Here is a 16,470-nt window from a genome sequence, read left to right on the forward strand (position 1 = left end):
GCAAATAGGGCTTACACGACAAACTTTTTTTAAATTCTTTTCTTTAAGGGATAGGGGAAACTATAATTTGAAAGCCAAAACAGTTTCCCCTATCCCTTAAAAATCCCAACCCCTTCCCAGTTTGGCATTTTTATTTTATAAAATTTTCGCAAAAGTAAAATAACCTAAATGGTTATTTTACGGCGAAAATTTGGAGTATAACCCTTGACCCACCTAAAGCCCCCACAAGTGGGGTACCTCTATTTGCTTCAAATTTGTTTTATAAAAATCTGAGCTTTAGCTCAGCAACCTTGAAAGGCTTTTTCAAGGGGTTAGGGGTTGTTAAGGGGGAAGGGTAAAGTAGCTTCGCTCTTATGTTTCGTAGTGCCATCAAACGATAGTTAGTATCGTTTGACTATTGCACTACTCAACTGCCAAAAAAGCGTCCCCCTTCCCACTTAAAAAGAAAAATAATATAGATTATTTCACTTAGTATAAAAACCAAAAAATATTTAAAATTTCAAATTTTTTTAAATTCTTTCTTTAAGGGACAGGGGAAACTATTTTTAACTTCGCAGGTCAGCAGAGCCGACCTTTGCGATAAACTTTAGAAAAGTTTAATCAAACTAAAGTCTCCACGAGTGGGGTACCCCATTTATGGGGACTTTAGTATTTGCTACTTTAGCACGGACTTTGTTCGTGCGTTAAAAGTAGGTAAAAATGGGTTCCCCTATCCCTTAAGATCCCAACCCCTTCCCAGTTTGGCATTTTTATTTTTAAGTCGCAAACGGCGACTTGTTGCCGTGCGAAGTTAAAAAACTGGGCTTAGCTCTAGCGAAGTAAATATTTAAGCAAGAAGGGTTATTATTAGAATCTTGGTTAATTCTTATAATGATTTATAAATATTTATCGTGAAATTTAATATCAAATTCCAGTATAAATATAATCACTCATAACCGGCGTTAAACCAGCATTTTTAATGGCTGTTTTCATCTGATTTACATCTCTATTATCGCTGATTTCAAACTGACCATCGCCTTTATCTTCATCATCTTTGCCGCCGTGTTCGCCGATACCGACACTTACTCCAGCTGATACTTTAGTAATGCCAAGAGCCATAGCATTATCCCTAAAATACGCACTCTCACGACTACTAAGCGTGATATTAGCATATGGCAAAAATAGTCTATAAGCAGCGATTACTTGGAGCAAGGCGCGCTCGGTTACATCTTTTGGATTGATTTTGTTATTATTTATAATCGGTCTTAGGCGTGGGACGGAGATAGAGATCTCTGCGTGTGGGTATTTGGATTGGATTAATGAGGCGTGAAGGGCAGTTGCCATAGCATCTTTACGCCAATCATCAATCCCAAGAAGTGCTGCAAATGCCACTCCACGCATACCGCCTATTAATGCTCTTTCTTGAGCGTTAAATCTATATGGAAAGACCCTTTTATTGCCGTAAAGATGAATTTTGCCATATTTTATAGGATTATAAGTCTCTTGGAAAACTGTGACAAAATCCACGCCGTTATCGTGTAAAATTGCGTATTCATCACTATTTAATGGGTAAATTTCAACCCCAACTATATCAAAATACTCTTTGGCTAATCTACAAGCGTTTGCGATATAATTTAGCGGTGTTTTGGTTTGGGATTCGCCAGTTAATATAAGTATCTCTTTTAATCCAGTTTTGGCGATATTTTTTAGCTCTTTAATGATGTCATTCTCATCTAATTGAGCCCTTTTGATATCATTACCCACCTTAAAACCGCAATAAACGCAGTTATTATCGCAGTGATTGGCTATGTATTGTGGGGTAAAAAGGTATATATTTTTACCAAAATATCGCTCTTTTATAGCCTTGGATTTTGCTACCATCTCTTCAAGGAAATTCGCAGCTACAGGGCTTAATAGAGCTTGGAGATCTCTTAAATTTAGATTATCTTTATCTAGGGCTTTTTGGACATCAAAAGCGTTAAATTCATCGAAATTTACATTTTTGTGCGCATTTAAAACTTTTAGCATTATATCGCTATCAATTTGCTCTTGCGATGGTAGATACTCCATTGGGTCTGTTTTTTGTATAAATTTCATCTATTATCCCAAAAATCCAGTCAGTGGCGAGCTAGCTTGAGCGGTATTTAAAACTCTTCCAAATCCGGCTAAATAGGCATCTCTACCGGCTTTTACGGCATTTTTAAACGCTCTTGCCATAGATCTTATATCCTTAGCAGTGGCAATAGCGGTATTTACCATCACAGCAGCACACCCCATCTCCATAGCCTCACACGCTTGACTAGGGCGACCAATCCCCGCATCTACGATTATAGGTAGGTCTATTTCATCTATTAAAATTTGAATCATATCTTTATTGCTTAGACCCTTATTTGACCCAATTGGTGCAGCTAGCGGCATAATGGCGGCCGCTCCGGCATTTGCCATATCACGAGCAACGACAAGATCTGGCATCATATAAGCAAGCGGGATAAATCCATCATGTGCCAAAAGCTCTATGGCTTTTAGTGTTTGATAGTTATCTGGTAGTAGAAATTTGCTATCTTTAATTACTTCTATTTTTATCATATCCCCACACCCAAGCTCTCTACCTAGACGGGCGATTCTTAGGGCTTCACTAGCGTCCCTTGCACCGCTTGTATTTGGTAGTAGGGTGATATTTTTGGGGATAAATTTAGTTATGCTTATATCGCTATCTTTATTTACTCTACGAATTGCTAGGGTGATGATTTGAGCGTCTGCTTCTTCTATACAAGCGGTAATTAGCTCTGGGTCAAACTTCCCACTACCCATAATAAATCTAGAATCAAATAGCCTTCCACCTAAATTTAACTTATCCATTATCTACTACTCTCTTTATTAAAATATCCAAAATTTGATTTGCTTGTTGCATAGCGCAAATTCCAACTCTAGGTGCCATTAGCCCATTACCTATACTAGCAGCGCTTTTTAGATCTCCGCAAATATAGAGATTTTTTGCCATTTGAATTGTCTTTATCTCATCACTTCTGCCATATCCTGCCATACCGCTTGCTGCTACTATTGTTTTGTTTTTAAGATTATTTATTAGCATGGCTTTGGATTTTGGATTATCGAAGCATTCAGCTACTATATCATAGTTTTGAAATACCAAATTTACATTATTTTCATCTAGCCTTATAGTCTCTATCTCTACGCTAACAAATGGATTAATCTTAGCGATTATATCTGCTAGGGCTGTGGTTTTGTATTTACCAATATCATCAATGAAATATTGTTGGCGATTTAAATTTGATGGATCAATGGTATCAAAATCAACTAATTTTAAAGAGCTTACCCCAACCCTAGCTAAAGCTATAGCCACGCTACTGCCAAGCCCCCCAAGCCCAGCTACTCCTACTTTGGCATTTTGCAATGCTATATTTACCTCAGGGCTATTTCTAGCTGCCATCATCTCTTTTAAACACTCTTTTGATGGGAATTCACCTTTGTTTATAAAGACTACACTATCGCCATCATTTAGCTCTAAATCATCATTAGTAGCAAAGCCTTTATATATGGTTATTACGCTATCATCAAAGCCAAGCTCGGTGCGTAGTTTAGAAAGGGTGTTTGAATTTACATCTTTTATGATTGAATTTACTTTTATCTTTTTCATAAGCGTGATTATAGCCTAAAAAGGCAAAATAGCTATTAAATGCGTATTAAAATTTTGTAAAATTTAAACTAATGATTATAAAAATTTGGCTAAAATTTCAGCCTTATATGGATTTAAGGCTAAAAATATGTTTGATACGATATTTAGAGAGTATGATATACGAGGGATCTATCCAAAAGATTTGAATGAAAAAAGCGTAAAAGCTATTGGTATATGCCTTGGGCGAGTGATGAAAAGTCGCGGGGTAAAGAGCGTAAGCGTTGGATATGATGCTAGGGTTTCGGCTAATGCGTTGTTTGGCCATTTAGTAAGTGGATTTAACGCGGCTAAAATAGAAGTTTATGATATAGGAATGTTGCCTACGCCAGTTGGGTATTTTAGCGTTTTTACAGATAAATTTGATGCTAATGTGATGATTACAGGTAGTCATAATCCAAAAGAGTATAATGGATTTAAGATCACAATTAAAAAAGATAGCTATTTTGGCGATGATTTACAATCTTTAAAAAATGAAGTGAATAAATTTATAGCTAGTGGCGAGGTGGTTGAAGATAATTTTAAGGCTACTAAATTTGATATTTTAAGCTCATATGTGGATTTTTATGCTAAGGAATTTTCCCACCTTAAAGGACTAAAGACAAAGATTATTTGCGATGCTGGAAATGGCGTGGCTGGTATAACTCTAAAGCCGATTGCTAAAGCACTTGGCTTGGAATTTAATCTACTATATCCAGAGCCTAATGGGGAGTTTCCAAATCATCATCCAGATCCAAGCGAAGAGGAGAATATAAAAGAGCTAAAACAGGCTTTAAAAAATGGCTATGATATTGGATTTGGCTTTGATGGGGACGCTGATAGGATCGCAGTTTTAACTCCAAAACGCACTATAAAAGGCGATGAGTTAGCATATTTATATGCTAAAAATATGAAAAATCCTAGAGTCTTAGGCGAGGTCAAATGTAGCCAAAATATGTATGATGAGATAGATAAAATCGGCAAAAGCTTTATGGGAAAAACTGGTCATAGCAATATCAAAAAAGCGATGAAAGAGCTAAATATCGATATGGCAGCTGAGGTTAGCGGACATATATTTTTTAAAGAGAGATTTTTTGGTTTTGATGATGCTGTGTATGCTATGATAAGGGTGCTTGAGCTAATAGCAAATGGATTTGATCTAGATGCTGAGCTAGATAGATTGCCTAAATTATACTCAACTGATGAGATGAAGATAAAAACAGATGATAGTAGTAAATTTAAGATTATAGAGGCTTTAAAAGTTGAGCTAAATAGAGATGGTAATGGACTTCCAAAGATTATTGATATTATAGATATAGATGGAGTTAGGATTAAATTTCAAAATGGCTGGGGACTAGTAAGGGCGTCTAATACAACTCCAGTTATTGTAACTAGATTTGAGGCAAATTCGCTAAAAAATATGCAAGAAATTCAAGATGGCGTGATCGCTTTGGTAAATAAAATTATGGTAGATTGTAATGCCTAAGGCCTTGTGTATCATTAGCGGTGGCATGGATAGTGCGGTGGCGGCTGCTACTGCTAAGAGCGATGGGTATGAGATCGTAGGGTTGCATTTTGATTACTCTCAAAGGACAATGCAAAAAGAGCGTGAGTGCTTTGAGAAAATTTGCGATGATTTGGGGGTTATTGATAGATTTGTGATTAATGCGGATTTTATAGCTGATGTAGGTGGCAATGCTTTAACTGATAGAAGCGTTGAAATACCAAAAAATTCGCTAAATTCTACTGATATGCCAGTTACTTATGTGCCTTTTAGAAATGGAGTATTTTTATCTATCGCAGCTAGCGTGGCTCAAGTGCAAAAATGCGAGGCTATATATATAGGATTAGTTGAAGTTGATGGGAGTGGTTATCCTGATTGCAAGCTTGAGTTTTTAGAAGCGATGAATAAAGCGGTGAATTTGGGCACTAATTGCGAATTTATTTTTAAAGCGCCGCTAATTGGCTTATCAAAAGCACAGATTGTGGTTAAGGCTTATAAATTAGGCGTTGATCTATCTAATACTTGGAGTTGCTATGAGAGTGGCGATTTGGCTTGTGGAGAGTGTGATAGCTGTCTGCTAAGGCTTAAGGGATTTAAAGAGAGTAATTTAAACGACCCTATAGAGTATAAAAAAATTACATTTAAGGATTAAAATATGTATCGTTTTGCACCATCGCCAACTGGAGATATGCATATTGGGAATTTAAGAGTTGCGATATTAAACTATATATCTTCACTTCAAGATAAAAGTGGCTTTATACTTCGTATAGAAGATACTGATAAACAAAGAAATATAGATGGTAAAGATAAAGAGATAATGGAGCTTTTAAAGAAATTTGGAATTAAGTGGGATACTCTTTATTATCAAAGTAAAAATCTCAAATTTCATCAAGAATTTGCCTCTAAGCTTTTGATAGATAAGAAAGCTTTTTTATGCTTTTGCGATGATGAGACATTGGATAAAAAAAGGCAAGAAGCAGTAGAAAATGGGGTGGCATATAGATATGATGGGAGTTGTGAAAACTTAAGCGATGAAGAGATTTTAAATAATCCACGCCCAGCGGCCATAAGGCTAAAATCGCCTAAAACTACACAAAAATTTGTTGATAAGATTAAAGGCGAGATAGTATTTGAGCCTGAAAATATCGATAGTTTCGTGCTTTTAAGAGCAGATAAGACGCCAACATATAACTTTGCTTGTGCGATTGATGATATGCTTGAGGGTGTAACGATGATTATTAGAGGCGAAGATCATGTAAGCAATACTCCAAAGCAAAATTTGATTAGAGAAGCATTAGGATATACTCAAGAGATAAGCTACGCCCACTTACCTATAATATTAAATAGCGAAGGCAAAAAGATGAGTAAAAGGGATAATAGCTCTTCTGTTAATTACCTTTTAAAGAAGGGTTATATGCCTGAGGCGATAGCCAATTATCTTATATTAATAGGCAATAAAACTCCGTGTGAAATTTTCACTTTAGAGCAAGCAGCTAGCTGGTTTGATATAACTAATATTTCACACTCGCCAGCTAAATTTAGCGAAGAGAAACTAGCTCAAATAAATAGAGAACATATCAAACTTGCTAGTGATGATAGGCTAGTTGAGCTTGGATTTAGCTCGCCTGATTTGGCTAGATTTTATACTCAAGAAAGTAGCCTAATCCCTGAAATAATGGCTAAAATTGACGCTATGAATTTAGCAAAGATAATCCCACCGCAGTGGCAAAAAGAGGCAGATGAGATACGCAAAGTTATATTAAATATGCAAATTCCAAATAGCTTTGATGAGTTTAAAATTGTTATCTCTGATGAGACAAATTTAAAAGGCAAATCGCTATTTATGCCTCTTAGGCTACTTTTAACAGGCGCTCAGCACGGTCCTGAGCTTAAAGATCTATACCCATTAATCAAATCAGATATTAAGGAGATTGTAGCCAAATGAATGTTTTAACATATTTTATTATCTCTGTAGTTGATATTTTAGATATAGTTATTAAGGCCTATATGTTTGTCATTATCGCAGCAGCCCTTATAAGCTGGGTTAGACCTGATCCTTTTAATCCAATTGTCCAGCTACTATATCGCCTTAGCGCTCCAGCTTATGGGCTTATTAGAAAGCTTAAAATTCCAACGGCTTTTGGTGGAATCGATATAGCACCAATTATTATCTTGCTTAGTTTGGAGTTTATAAGTAGATTTGTATTAGGATATATTCGTGTTGTTGCTTATCAAATTTAGTCTATTTTTACTCTTTTTGGCTATGCCACTTTGGGCTGGAGTGCCAAGCTATGAGAAGTTAAAATCCTCTCCAAAAGGATTAGCAAAAGACTATTATATATATAGATTTGCTAAAGAGAGTAAGGCTAGTAAGGCTGAGCTAAAAAAGCTTAGAACACAAATTTACCGCTATCAAGGTAGCATTAAGACACTATTTGATAATAAATTAGGTGCTATACAAAAAAGTATAAATAACTGCTCTAAATATAATCTATCAAATATCGATAAAGCCGATGAAATGTGCCAAAATATGCTCCTTAGTATTAATTTTGTCAAATCCCTAAATCCTACACAAAGAGCTGATTTATTTGAAAGATTAAAGATGGCAAATTCGAAATTTTTAAATTTCGTCCAAGGATTTAGCAAGGATGACCCACTAGCATACTATATTAAGATTGGTGATACTACTGGATATTTTAAATACTATTTTAACGCCAAGGATAAAGATGAATTTCTAAATAGATATAAATTGAGCCAAAAATTAATCGCAAATAGCATAAATCATTGGCAGTTTAAATCAATAGTTCAAGAATCTATAATTGGCAAGAAAAATGAAAAATTTAGAAGAGTATTACTAGAGGCTAATCCAAATTCTCTTAGTGGGGATATGGCGTTTTTGTTTGGATTAAATGCTATATTACTTTATGAAGATGAGAAGGCGGTTAAATTTTTTGAAGTGGCAGCTAAGAGATCAAAATTTGCTAGTAATAAAGATAATGCTAATTTTTGGATATATTTAATCACAAAAGATAAGGAGCTATTAAAAAGCATAGCAAATAGTGCTGATATAAATATTTATAGCCTTTTTGCTAGGGAATTTAGTAGCGATGAAAAGATCAAAATCGCAGTGCCAAAACCATCCACTAAAGAGCTATTAAAATATGATTACACAGATCCATTTACATGGCAAAGGACTAGAGAAAAAGTGGCAAATATGCCTAGCTCAGAGCTGATCTCATATGCTTCAAGATTTTATACTCAAAGCACCCTTGGAGAGTATAGCTATATAATGGAGCGAGCACATAATCATAAAATTCACTTCTATCCAATGCCATTTATGGAGTATATCGGCACTGATGATGTAAAGCGTCAAGCGTTGATTTTGGCTCTTGCTAGGCAAGAGAGTAGATTTGTCCCTAGTGCTATATCTACCTCATATGCACTTGGTATGATGCAGTTTATGCCATTTTTGGCTATAGACATTGCAGCTAAGCTTGGTATGAGCGGATTTGATATAGATGATATGTTTAAGCCGCAAATTGCCTATAAATTTGCTAATTTCCACTTAGATTACCTAGAGAAATATCTATACAATCCGCTATTTATAGCATATGCTTATAATGGCGGGATTGGCTTTACTAAGCGTATGTTGCTTCGTGGAGATCTATTTAATCGCAAGGGTGAGTATAGCAAATATGAGCCGTTTTTATCTATGGATTTAGTCCCATATGCTGAGAGTAGAATATATGGCAAGAAGGTCTTAGCAAACTATATAATCTACCTAGCAGCCTTAGGTAAAAGCACTAAAATATCGCACTTTTTTGACGCTACTTTGATTCCAGAGTTAAGCGATGGATTTAGGGATAAGCTAAGCTTTTAAACTTGCCTTATTTGGTATTCCAATAAAGCGATCTAGCTATTTTTTGAAATTTGAGCCTAGCTGTAGAGTTGTCATCTAGGGATATTTCTAGATTTAAAATATCTATATTTTGAGATGGGGTTGTGATTTTATAGTGATTGCTCCAAGGTAAATTTATAGATGTTAGATTAGTTAGGTTATCATCTGCGTTTAATTTTTGGAATTTTGAATTTACCGCATTGATATTTATATAATTTGGCGATATATTGGTTGGGTAGATAGAGAGGATAAACACCTCACTCCCTTCAAAATCACTTACAAACTCGCCTTGATATATAGGATTTAGGTATGTAACTACTAGCAAAATTCCATCTTTATCATACTTTTGCGTGTAGGCTAAAAGCTCATTTTTAAGATTTGCTTGTGAGTGTAAAGAGCTCTTGCCCCAGCACCCAGCAAAAACTAAAGCTATAAAAATTAGAGATAAATTTTTAATCATATTTTGCCTTTTTATTAAATTATACCATTTATATTTTTAATCTTTAAATTGTATTATATATATTTTACTAAAATATATTTTGAATTTATCTAAAAATTTACTTTTAAAAATCAATAATAATTTAAGTTGAATTTAGATATATTTTTTATCTAAAATATTTATGTCTTAAAAATATAATAATATGGAGAAAAATATGGAAAATTTATATGATGTAGTAGTCATCGGTGGTGGGCCATTTGGTATAGCTTCAGTAGTTGAGGCTAAAAGAGCAGGATTTGCTAATGTTTTATTACTAGAAAAAGGGGATAACCACTCTCAAACAATTCGCAAATTCTACAAAGATGGCAAACGGGTAGATAAGGTCTATAAAGGTCTTGATAGTGAGACAAAGGGTAGTGTGGAGTTCTTTGATGGGACTAAGGAGAGCACGCTAAACTATTTTGATAAACTCTTAGATGAAGGTGAGATTGAAGCTATATTTAACGCTGAGGTTGAAGGGGTTAAAAGAGATGGTGAAAATTTGGCAGTTACTACGGCAAAAGGCGTATTTAAGGCTAAAAATGTGATGATAGGTATAGGTAGAATGGGTAAGCCAAATAAGCCAGATTATAAAATTCCACCATCACTAATCCAAGTTGTAAATTATAATCTAAATAGCTGTAATTGCGGCGAAAAGATTATCGTAGTAGGTGGGGGAAACTCAGCAGCTGAGTATGCTGTGGATTTAAGCGGCTGTAATGATGTAACTCTAAATTATAGACGCCCGACTTTTACAAGATTAAACGATATAAATTTAGCCGCAGTAGAAGATAGTGCTAGAGATGGCAAATTGACCTTAAAATTAGGCGTAGATATTACTGGAATAGAAAATGATAATGGTAAGGTGTCAGTAAGCTATAGTGATGGAAGTGTCGTGGTTTATGATAGGATTATATATGCAATTGGTGGCTCAACTCCGGTTGATTTCTTACAAAAATGCGGCATAGAGTTAGATAACGATACCAAACCAGTTGTAGATGAGAATTTACAAACAAATGTCAAAGGACTGTATGTAGGTGGCGATATAGCTAGTAAAAATGGTGCTAGTATCGTCTCAGCACTAAATAATGCGCATAAAATTATCAATTATATAGTAAATAATAAGGCGTAGTAGTGAGTAAAATTTGGTATTTTCTAGTTGGTGCGTTGCTGGTTGGATGTGGTGATGAAAGGGCAATTAGCTTTAGTGATTTAAACTCTAGCGAGCAAGATAAATATATTTTAAAATCTAAATATGAGGCACTTTCTGATTATTTTTCGTGGTTGGAGCTTCGTGATTTTAATATTCAAAGTGATATGCTAGAGATACCAAATGATATAGATACCCTTAAAAAGAATTTAGAAGTCGCCATAACGGATAATAGAGTCTTGCTTAGTGATAATGCTCAGTTAGTTAGGCAAAATTTGGAATTAGCCAAAGAGATAGAGAGCCAAAAAATAGCTATATCAAATGCCAATGAGAGCTCTAAAAATGCCTATAATGAGGCGATTAAGTCATCTCAAGCTCAGCACTATGATAATATAGCTGAGCTAACAAAGAGAATTAATGAGCTTGAAGTTGATAGTGTTGAGAGCATTAAGAGATATGAGCAAAAGATAGTAGATTTAGAAAACAATATCGATAAGCTAAAATTGGAGTTAGAAAAAACCAAAACTATAGCTGATGAGAGGGTTAAAAATAGTGCTAATAAAGCTACTCAAGAGAGTATAAATCTACAAAATATCAATAAAAAATTAAGCGATGAATTAAATGCTTTAAAGGCTCAAAACTCTAAATTTAATGCTGAATTTAGTAGTAATTTAAATGCTAAAGATAAGGAGATAGAGAGCTTAAAATCTCAAATAAATAGTAAAAATGATGAGCTAAGCAAATTAATGCACTCTCAAACCTTAGCATTAATAGAGTTGCAAAACAAGAGTGCTAAGAATGTAGATGAGCTAAAATCAGAGATTGATAGACAAAGAAATGAGTATTTTGCCGAAATAAATAGCAAAAATGATCAGATAAAAAAGCTAAATTTAACTATTCAAAATTTAAATAATCAAAGAGATAAAGAGATAAAAAATATCGAAAATCAGATATTAAACAACTATAAAAAGAGTCAAGAAAATAGGGATAAACAGCTTAAAGATAGGTATGAAAACAGCCTAAAAGAGCAAAATATGACTATAGCTGGGCTTAATGCTAAATTAATAAATCAAGAGATAAATTATAAAAAAGAGTTAAAAAATAGAGAAAAAGAGTATAAAGACTCTATTTTGGATTTAAGAAAAATGGTTGAATTTAGTGCTATTGACGCAAATAAAAGTATGCAAAAAATCAGCAATCTACAAAGAGATGGGGCTATTAAAGATAAAGAGATAAAGGAGTTAAAAGATCAAATTTTAACTCTAAAAAGCGATATGAATAATAGCAAAAAGTTGGCAAATTATGAGCTATTAAATTCCAAAATCACAGAATTAGAAGTTCAAAATAGCCAGTTAAATTCCAAAATATTTGCCATAATCCAAAGTGCCAAAGAGGGCTTAGAATCAACTAAACAAACATACATAAAAGAGTTAGAAAACCAAAAAAAATATTATGAAGAGATGATAAAAAATATCAAAACCCAAGAGATAAATAGAGATAGCAATGGATCAGCTTGAGCTTTATCAGCTTAAAGATGGGTATAGATATAATAGCGATACTCTATTTTTATATGATTTTATAGGTAATAAACTAAAGGGCGAGATCTTAGATGTTGGTTGTGGATGTGGTATCTTAGGGTTTTTGGTTGCTCGTGATAATAAAATAAGCTTAAGTGGGATTGATATTGAGCCTTTAAATATTGAGATTAGTAGGCATAACTCTAGGATAAATGGTATTAAAGCAAATTTTATAGTTGGCGATTTTGCCGAGTTTAGAAGTGAGGTTAAATTTGATTTTATCATATCTAATCCCCCATTTTATCACGCAAATGTGATTAAGAGTCAAAATAGCCATATAGCAAGATCTAGATACTCAAATTCTCTTAACTTGGAGCAATTTTTGGCTAGTTGTAATCGCAATTTAAAGCCAAAAGGGGTTTTATATTTTTGTTATGATGCTAAGCAGATTAGAGAGATTTTTGCTCTATTTGATAAATTTAAGATGAATGCTACTAAGCTTAAATTTATCCATTCTAAGCATAATCAAAGTGCCAAATTAGTGCTAATTGAGAGTAAAAAAAGTAGCCGCTCTATGTGCGAGGTGGTGCCACCTTTGGTTGTTTTTGATAAAGATGAGTTTAGCATAGGGGCAAAAGAGATTTTTAAAAAAGCAAATACTATAAGCAAGGTTTATGAGTGATAAAGCAAGATGGGTTTGATTATGAGTTTAATCCTAGCAAGTGCGATGAGTGTGGTGGCAGGTGCTGTACTGGAGAGAGTGGATATATATGGATTGATGAGGGCGAGATAGATGAGCTTAGCAGATATTTAGGGTATAAATCAGAGCTGGTTAAAGAGATATTTTTAGAGAAATTTGGCAATAGATATAGCATTAAAGAAAAGCCATACCAAAATGGCTTTGCTTGTATGTTTTTTGATGAAAAAAACAAAAATTGCTCCATATATGAGTATCGGCCAAAGCAGTGTAGGAGCTTCCCATTTTGGGAGCATTTTAAGAGTAATTTTAAAGAGCTGGAGATGGAATGTATTGGCGTAAAGCGATTGTAGCTTTAGCATTTGTATTGTATGGTTGTGGCGGTATAGAGCCAAATTTTGGTCCTATTTATCAAGCTAAGCCAAATGGTGATTTGGATATAATGAATGCTTATTTTATGATAGAAAATGGCGATACAAGCAAAGCTAGTGAGATATTTTATACTCTTTATAAAAATAGCGGTAATGAGCTATTTTTAAAAGAAGCAGCTAGATTGGCTTTGAGTGCTAGATCAAATTTATTATATCAGATAATGGGTGAATTAAATGGAAATGACGCTCAAACTTTAAGGCTAAAGATTAGCTATGCTATATTAATTTATGAGCTAGATGAGGCTAAAAAATTAGCTTTAAAGCTCATAAAAATGGATAAAAGTAGCCAAAATTATATATTATTAGCCAATATATATGCTTTTGAAGATGATATAAATAAATCAATTGAGTTATACAAAAAAGCTTATGAAATCGATAAAAGCGAAGATAATATGATACGAGTTATCACTATTTTTAATGATTTTTTAGGCGATAGCAAGAGTGCTATAAGGATAGCTGATGATTGGGTTAGGCAAAATGGCTGTTCTAGTAGGGCTTGTTATATTTTATTAGATTTATACTCAAATTCATCTGATTTTGATAATATTGTGCGAATATATGAGAAGTTGTATTTAGAAAATGAATCTACTCAATATTTAGTAAATGCCCTTGAAGTGCATCTTTATCAAGGGGATTATCAAGGGGCTAAGAGATTGCTTAAAAAGTATGAATTTAACGATGATTTGCTATCTCAAATTTACGCTCAACTTGGTGAGTATAATGAGGCTTATGAGGTTGCTAAAAGGCTATTTGAGCTTACAAATAGTGTTGAATATAAAGCCAAAATGGCAATATATAAGTATGAATTAAGCAAAACAAAAGAGCTAAAGCTTATAATTAATCTCTTTGAAGAGTCCGTTTATAAGCTTGAAAATCCCGTGTATTATAACTATTATGGCTACTTGCTAATAGATCATAATATTGATGTGAAAAAGGGATTAGAGCTAGTTTTAAAGGCTCATTTTCTTGATTTTAAATCTGCTTATATTATAGACTCTGTGGCGTGGGGGTATTATAAGCTTGGGAATTGCGATATGGCTATGGAGTGGATAGAGAAAATCGGCGCTAAAGATTTAGAGCAAGGGGAGTTTAAAATTCATTATGATAAGATTAAAAAGTGTATAAAAGGCAAAAGATGATATTAAAGCAAATTATAGATAAAACCAAATTTGAGCTTCAAAACCAAAAACAAAAGCTCCCTTTTGATATTTTACAAAGAGCCATAAGTTACTCACGCACTCCGCTAGATCCATTTAAAATGCTTAAAGATGGGATAAATATCATAGCTGAGGTTAAAAAGGCAAGCCCTAGCAAAGGGGTTATAAGAGATGATTTTGATCCGTTAAAAATAGCCTTAGAGTATGAAAGAGCCGGAGCGTGGGCGATAAGCGTTTTAACTGAGCCATACTATTTTTTAGGAAGTATTGAGTATTTGGGATTGGTGCGTAGATTTGTGAATTTACCTTTGCTTAGAAAAGATTTTATCATAGATAAATATCAGATCGCTCAAGCTAGAATTTATGGTGCTGATATGATTTTATTAATCGCTAAGGCTTTGGATATAAAGAGTTTAAAAGAGCTATCAGATTATGCTAATGAGCTAAATTTAACAGTATTGATGGAGATTCATGACGAAGAAGATTTAGAAAAAGCTCTACAAACTAATGCTAAGCTAATAGGGATAAATCATAGAAATTTAGAGACATTTAAGATGGATATGGAGCTTAGCTTAAGGCTAAAAGAGCAGATTAAAGATGATAGGATTGTGGTGGCTGAGAGTGGATTATACTCATATGAGCAAATTTTAAATTTAAATCAAAATGGCATTAAAGGCTTTTTAATTGGTGAGCATTTTATGCGTCAAGATGATATTTATCAAGCTGTAATGGATATAAGGGGCGCTAGATGAGAGATGAATTTGCCCCTTGGAGGGCGCAGTATTTTGCCCGTCCAAAAGATAGCCAGTGCGTATTTTGCAAGATTGCTAGTGAGAATAGAGATAGTGAGAATTTTGTGCTATTTAGGGCTAAAAACTGTTTTGGTGTGATGAATAGATACCCATATACTTTGGGTGAGTTTATGGTAATTCCTTATAAGCATATAGATAATATCGAGAGCTTAGATACTCAAATTTGGCTAGAGATGAGCCAAATAGTCCAAATCGGCGTAGCGGTTTTAAAAAGAGTTTTAAATGCTAGTGGCGTTAATATCGGTATGAATTTAGGAGCAGCCGCTGGTGCTGGTATAGCTGAGCATATACATTATCATCTTGTGCCAAGGTGGGAGAGGGATACAAATTTCATAACAACCATAGGATATACTAGAGTTCATGGCGTTCCATTTATGGAGCAATTTGAGAGTTTAAGAGATGAATTTAAAAGGCTAAGTAGTGAAAATTCTATTTTCTCCAAGTGAGAGTAAAAAGCCAACCCCAAATCCACTTGATCTTGCTTCATTATCGATAAATTGCGATAGAGATGAGATTTTAAAGAGTTATTATGATATATTAAATAGTGGTGATGAGACTACTTTAAGCAAGATATTTGGGGTAAAAAGCAGCAAAGATATTGCTAATATAGTAGATCTATCTAGTAAAAAACTCTATCACAAAGCTATACAAATGTATGATGGCGTGGCATATGATGCTTTGGATTATCTAAATTTAGATGAAAAATCAGCTAAATATATAGATGAGAATTTATTGATATTTTCTAATTTATATGGTGTTTTAAGAGCTGGGGATTATGCTAGGTTTTATAAGCTAAAGCAAGGTCAGATGGTTGCTAATATAGATAGCATAAAATATTATAAAGGTCGCCTTGATAGGGCTTTAGATGAGTTTTTAGATGGTGATGATATAGTGGATCTTAGGGCTGGATATTATGATAAATTTTACACTATTAAATCTCCATATATGACTATGAAATTTCTAAAAAGTGGTAGAGTTGTTAGCCATTTTGCTAAGTATTATAGGGGGCTTGTTTTGCGTCATTTGGCACTAAATGGGGCTGGTAGCTTTAATGATTTGATGCAGATTAAATTCCCAAATCTAAGCTTAGTTAGCATTATAAAAACTAAATTAAAAAGTGAATTAATCTTTGAAATTAATAGCGATTAGATCAAAATTATTCAAAATAGGGTATAAT

The 16,470-nt window shown here is 33.9% G+C and carries 17 protein-coding genes; 13 read left to right on the forward strand and 4 right to left on the reverse strand.

Annotated elements, in window-relative coordinates; translation table 11 throughout:
- Positions 1 to 903 precede the first annotated feature (903 nt).
- The 3 genes from thiH to thiF are packed head-to-tail and all read right to left on the reverse strand — an operon-like array spanning position 904 to position 3,634.
- On the reverse strand, positions 904 to 2,076 hold the full coding sequence (gene thiH / locus CSUIS19073_RS00005; RefSeq protein ID WP_086236522.1) for a 2-iminoacetate synthase ThiH: 1,173 nt from the start codon (positions 2,074 to 2,076) through the stop codon (positions 904 to 906).
- Between the two features lie 3 nt (positions 2,077 to 2,079).
- Positions 2,080 to 2,838 (reverse strand): thiazole synthase, encoded by a 759-nt coding sequence (locus CSUIS19073_RS00010; RefSeq protein ID WP_086236523.1) that lies wholly within the window; start codon positions 2,836 to 2,838, stop codon positions 2,080 to 2,082.
- A complete protein-coding gene (thiF, locus tag CSUIS19073_RS00015; RefSeq protein WP_086242042.1) occupies positions 2,831 to 3,634 on the reverse strand; it encodes a sulfur carrier protein ThiS adenylyltransferase ThiF in 804 nt (267 codons plus the stop codon). The genes CSUIS19073_RS00010 and thiF overlap by 8 nt, the downstream gene beginning before the upstream one ends.
- 127 nt (positions 3,635 to 3,761) lie before the next feature.
- Between thiF and CSUIS19073_RS00020 the strand changes: the two genes are divergently transcribed.
- From CSUIS19073_RS00020 to CSUIS19073_RS00040, 5 genes are read left to right on the forward strand one after another with little or no spacing between them, the layout of a single operon-like run.
- Positions 3,762 to 5,135: a phosphomannomutase/phosphoglucomutase gene (locus CSUIS19073_RS00020; protein WP_086242043.1), complete on the forward strand. Its 1,374-nt coding sequence runs from the start codon at positions 3,762 to 3,764 to the stop codon at positions 5,133 to 5,135.
- Positions 5,128 to 5,805 (forward strand): 7-cyano-7-deazaguanine synthase QueC, encoded by a 678-nt coding sequence (gene queC / locus CSUIS19073_RS00025; RefSeq protein ID WP_086236526.1) that lies wholly within the window; start codon positions 5,128 to 5,130, stop codon positions 5,803 to 5,805. The genes CSUIS19073_RS00020 and queC overlap by 8 nt, the downstream gene beginning before the upstream one ends.
- A 3-nt stretch (positions 5,806 to 5,808) precedes the next feature.
- Positions 5,809 to 7,098, forward strand: coding sequence for a glutamate--tRNA ligase (gene gltX, locus CSUIS19073_RS00030; protein WP_086242044.1), 1,290 nt, complete (start codon positions 5,809 to 5,811; stop codon positions 7,096 to 7,098).
- Positions 7,095 to 7,394: a YggT family protein gene (locus tag CSUIS19073_RS00035; RefSeq protein WP_086236528.1), complete on the forward strand. Its 300-nt coding sequence runs from the start codon at positions 7,095 to 7,097 to the stop codon at positions 7,392 to 7,394. The genes gltX and CSUIS19073_RS00035 overlap by 4 nt, the downstream gene beginning before the upstream one ends.
- Positions 7,378 to 9,033, forward strand: coding sequence for a transglycosylase SLT domain-containing protein (locus CSUIS19073_RS00040; RefSeq protein ID WP_180379351.1), 1,656 nt, complete (start codon positions 7,378 to 7,380; stop codon positions 9,031 to 9,033). The genes CSUIS19073_RS00035 and CSUIS19073_RS00040 overlap by 17 nt, the downstream gene beginning before the upstream one ends.
- A 7-nt stretch (positions 9,034 to 9,040) precedes the next feature.
- Here the strand turns inward: CSUIS19073_RS00040 and CSUIS19073_RS00045 are convergent, their stop codons facing one another.
- Positions 9,041 to 9,511, reverse strand: a complete 471-nt coding sequence (locus tag CSUIS19073_RS00045) for a hypothetical protein (protein ID WP_086242045.1) — start codon at positions 9,509 to 9,511, stop codon at positions 9,041 to 9,043.
- 193 nt (positions 9,512 to 9,704) lie between these two features.
- On the opposite strand from CSUIS19073_RS00045, the gene CSUIS19073_RS00050 reads away from it, so the two are divergent.
- The 8 genes from CSUIS19073_RS00050 to CSUIS19073_RS00085 are packed head-to-tail and all read left to right on the forward strand — an operon-like array spanning position 9,705 to position 16,442.
- Positions 9,705 to 10,661 (forward strand): NAD(P)-binding domain-containing protein, encoded by a 957-nt coding sequence (locus CSUIS19073_RS00050; protein ID WP_086242046.1) that lies wholly within the window; start codon positions 9,705 to 9,707, stop codon positions 10,659 to 10,661.
- A 2-nt stretch (positions 10,662 to 10,663) separates the two neighbouring features.
- The gene (locus CSUIS19073_RS00055) at positions 10,664 to 12,196 is read left to right on the forward strand and encodes a hypothetical protein (protein WP_086242047.1); all 1,533 of its coding nucleotides are present in this window, start codon (positions 10,664 to 10,666) and stop codon (positions 12,194 to 12,196) included.
- Positions 12,183 to 12,878, forward strand: a complete 696-nt coding sequence (locus CSUIS19073_RS00060) for a tRNA1(Val) (adenine(37)-N6)-methyltransferase (RefSeq protein WP_086236532.1) — start codon at positions 12,183 to 12,185, stop codon at positions 12,876 to 12,878. The genes CSUIS19073_RS00055 and CSUIS19073_RS00060 overlap by 14 nt, the downstream gene beginning before the upstream one ends.
- Complete coding sequence (locus CSUIS19073_RS00065) at positions 12,878 to 13,246, forward strand: YkgJ family cysteine cluster protein (protein WP_086242222.1); 369 nt, start codon at positions 12,878 to 12,880, stop codon at positions 13,244 to 13,246. The genes CSUIS19073_RS00060 and CSUIS19073_RS00065 overlap by 1 nt, the downstream gene beginning before the upstream one ends.
- A complete protein-coding gene (locus CSUIS19073_RS00070; RefSeq protein ID WP_086236533.1) occupies positions 13,222 to 14,463 on the forward strand; it encodes a tetratricopeptide repeat protein in 1,242 nt (413 codons plus the stop codon). The genes CSUIS19073_RS00065 and CSUIS19073_RS00070 overlap by 25 nt, the downstream gene beginning before the upstream one ends.
- Entirely contained in the window at positions 14,460 to 15,233 is a 774-nt protein-coding gene (gene trpC, locus CSUIS19073_RS00075; protein ID WP_086236534.1) for an indole-3-glycerol phosphate synthase TrpC, read from the forward strand. The genes CSUIS19073_RS00070 and trpC overlap by 4 nt, the downstream gene beginning before the upstream one ends.
- Entirely contained in the window at positions 15,230 to 15,739 is a 510-nt protein-coding gene (locus CSUIS19073_RS00080; RefSeq protein WP_086236535.1) for an HIT family protein, read from the forward strand. The genes trpC and CSUIS19073_RS00080 overlap by 4 nt, the downstream gene beginning before the upstream one ends.
- Positions 15,714 to 16,442, forward strand: coding sequence for a YaaA family protein (locus tag CSUIS19073_RS00085; protein WP_086236536.1), 729 nt, complete (start codon positions 15,714 to 15,716; stop codon positions 16,440 to 16,442). The genes CSUIS19073_RS00080 and CSUIS19073_RS00085 overlap by 26 nt, the downstream gene beginning before the upstream one ends.
- Positions 16,443 to 16,470: the final 28 nt, after the last annotated feature.

The organism is Campylobacter sp. RM19073 (assembly GCF_024723495.1).
GTDB lineage: Bacteria > Campylobacterota > Campylobacteria > Campylobacterales > Campylobacteraceae > Campylobacter > Campylobacter porcelli.

What these genes read in the sequence shown, in the direction of transcription:
- thiF (WP_086242042.1), bottom strand. Translation starts at nt 3,634, where the DNA reads ATGAAAAAGATAAAAGTAAATTCAATCATAAAAGATGTAAATTCAAAC.
- CSUIS19073_RS00060 (WP_086236532.1), top strand. Translation starts at nt 12,183, where the DNA reads ATGGATCAGCTTGAGCTTTATCAGCTTAAAGATGGGTATAGATATAAT.
- CSUIS19073_RS00035 (WP_086236528.1), top strand. Translation starts at nt 7,095, where the DNA reads ATGAATGTTTTAACATATTTTATTATCTCTGTAGTTGATATTTTAGAT.
- queC (WP_086236526.1), top strand. Translation starts at nt 5,128, where the DNA reads ATGCCTAAGGCCTTGTGTATCATTAGCGGTGGCATGGATAGTGCGGTG.
- CSUIS19073_RS00070 (WP_086236533.1), top strand. Translation starts at nt 13,222, where the DNA reads ATGTATTGGCGTAAAGCGATTGTAGCTTTAGCATTTGTATTGTATGGT.
- CSUIS19073_RS00080 (WP_086236535.1), top strand. Translation starts at nt 15,230, where the DNA reads ATGAGAGATGAATTTGCCCCTTGGAGGGCGCAGTATTTTGCCCGTCCA.
- CSUIS19073_RS00050 (WP_086242046.1), top strand. Translation starts at nt 9,705, where the DNA reads ATGGAAAATTTATATGATGTAGTAGTCATCGGTGGTGGGCCATTTGGT.
- thiH (WP_086236522.1), bottom strand. Translation starts at nt 2,076, where the DNA reads ATGAAATTTATACAAAAAACAGACCCAATGGAGTATCTACCATCGCAA.
- gltX (WP_086242044.1), top strand. Translation starts at nt 5,809, where the DNA reads ATGTATCGTTTTGCACCATCGCCAACTGGAGATATGCATATTGGGAAT.
- CSUIS19073_RS00045 (WP_086242045.1), bottom strand. Translation starts at nt 9,511, where the DNA reads ATGATTAAAAATTTATCTCTAATTTTTATAGCTTTAGTTTTTGCTGGG.
- CSUIS19073_RS00010 (WP_086236523.1), bottom strand. Translation starts at nt 2,838, where the DNA reads ATGGATAAGTTAAATTTAGGTGGAAGGCTATTTGATTCTAGATTTATT.
- CSUIS19073_RS00020 (WP_086242043.1), top strand. Translation starts at nt 3,762, where the DNA reads ATGTTTGATACGATATTTAGAGAGTATGATATACGAGGGATCTATCCA.
- trpC (WP_086236534.1), top strand. Translation starts at nt 14,460, where the DNA reads ATGATATTAAAGCAAATTATAGATAAAACCAAATTTGAGCTTCAAAAC.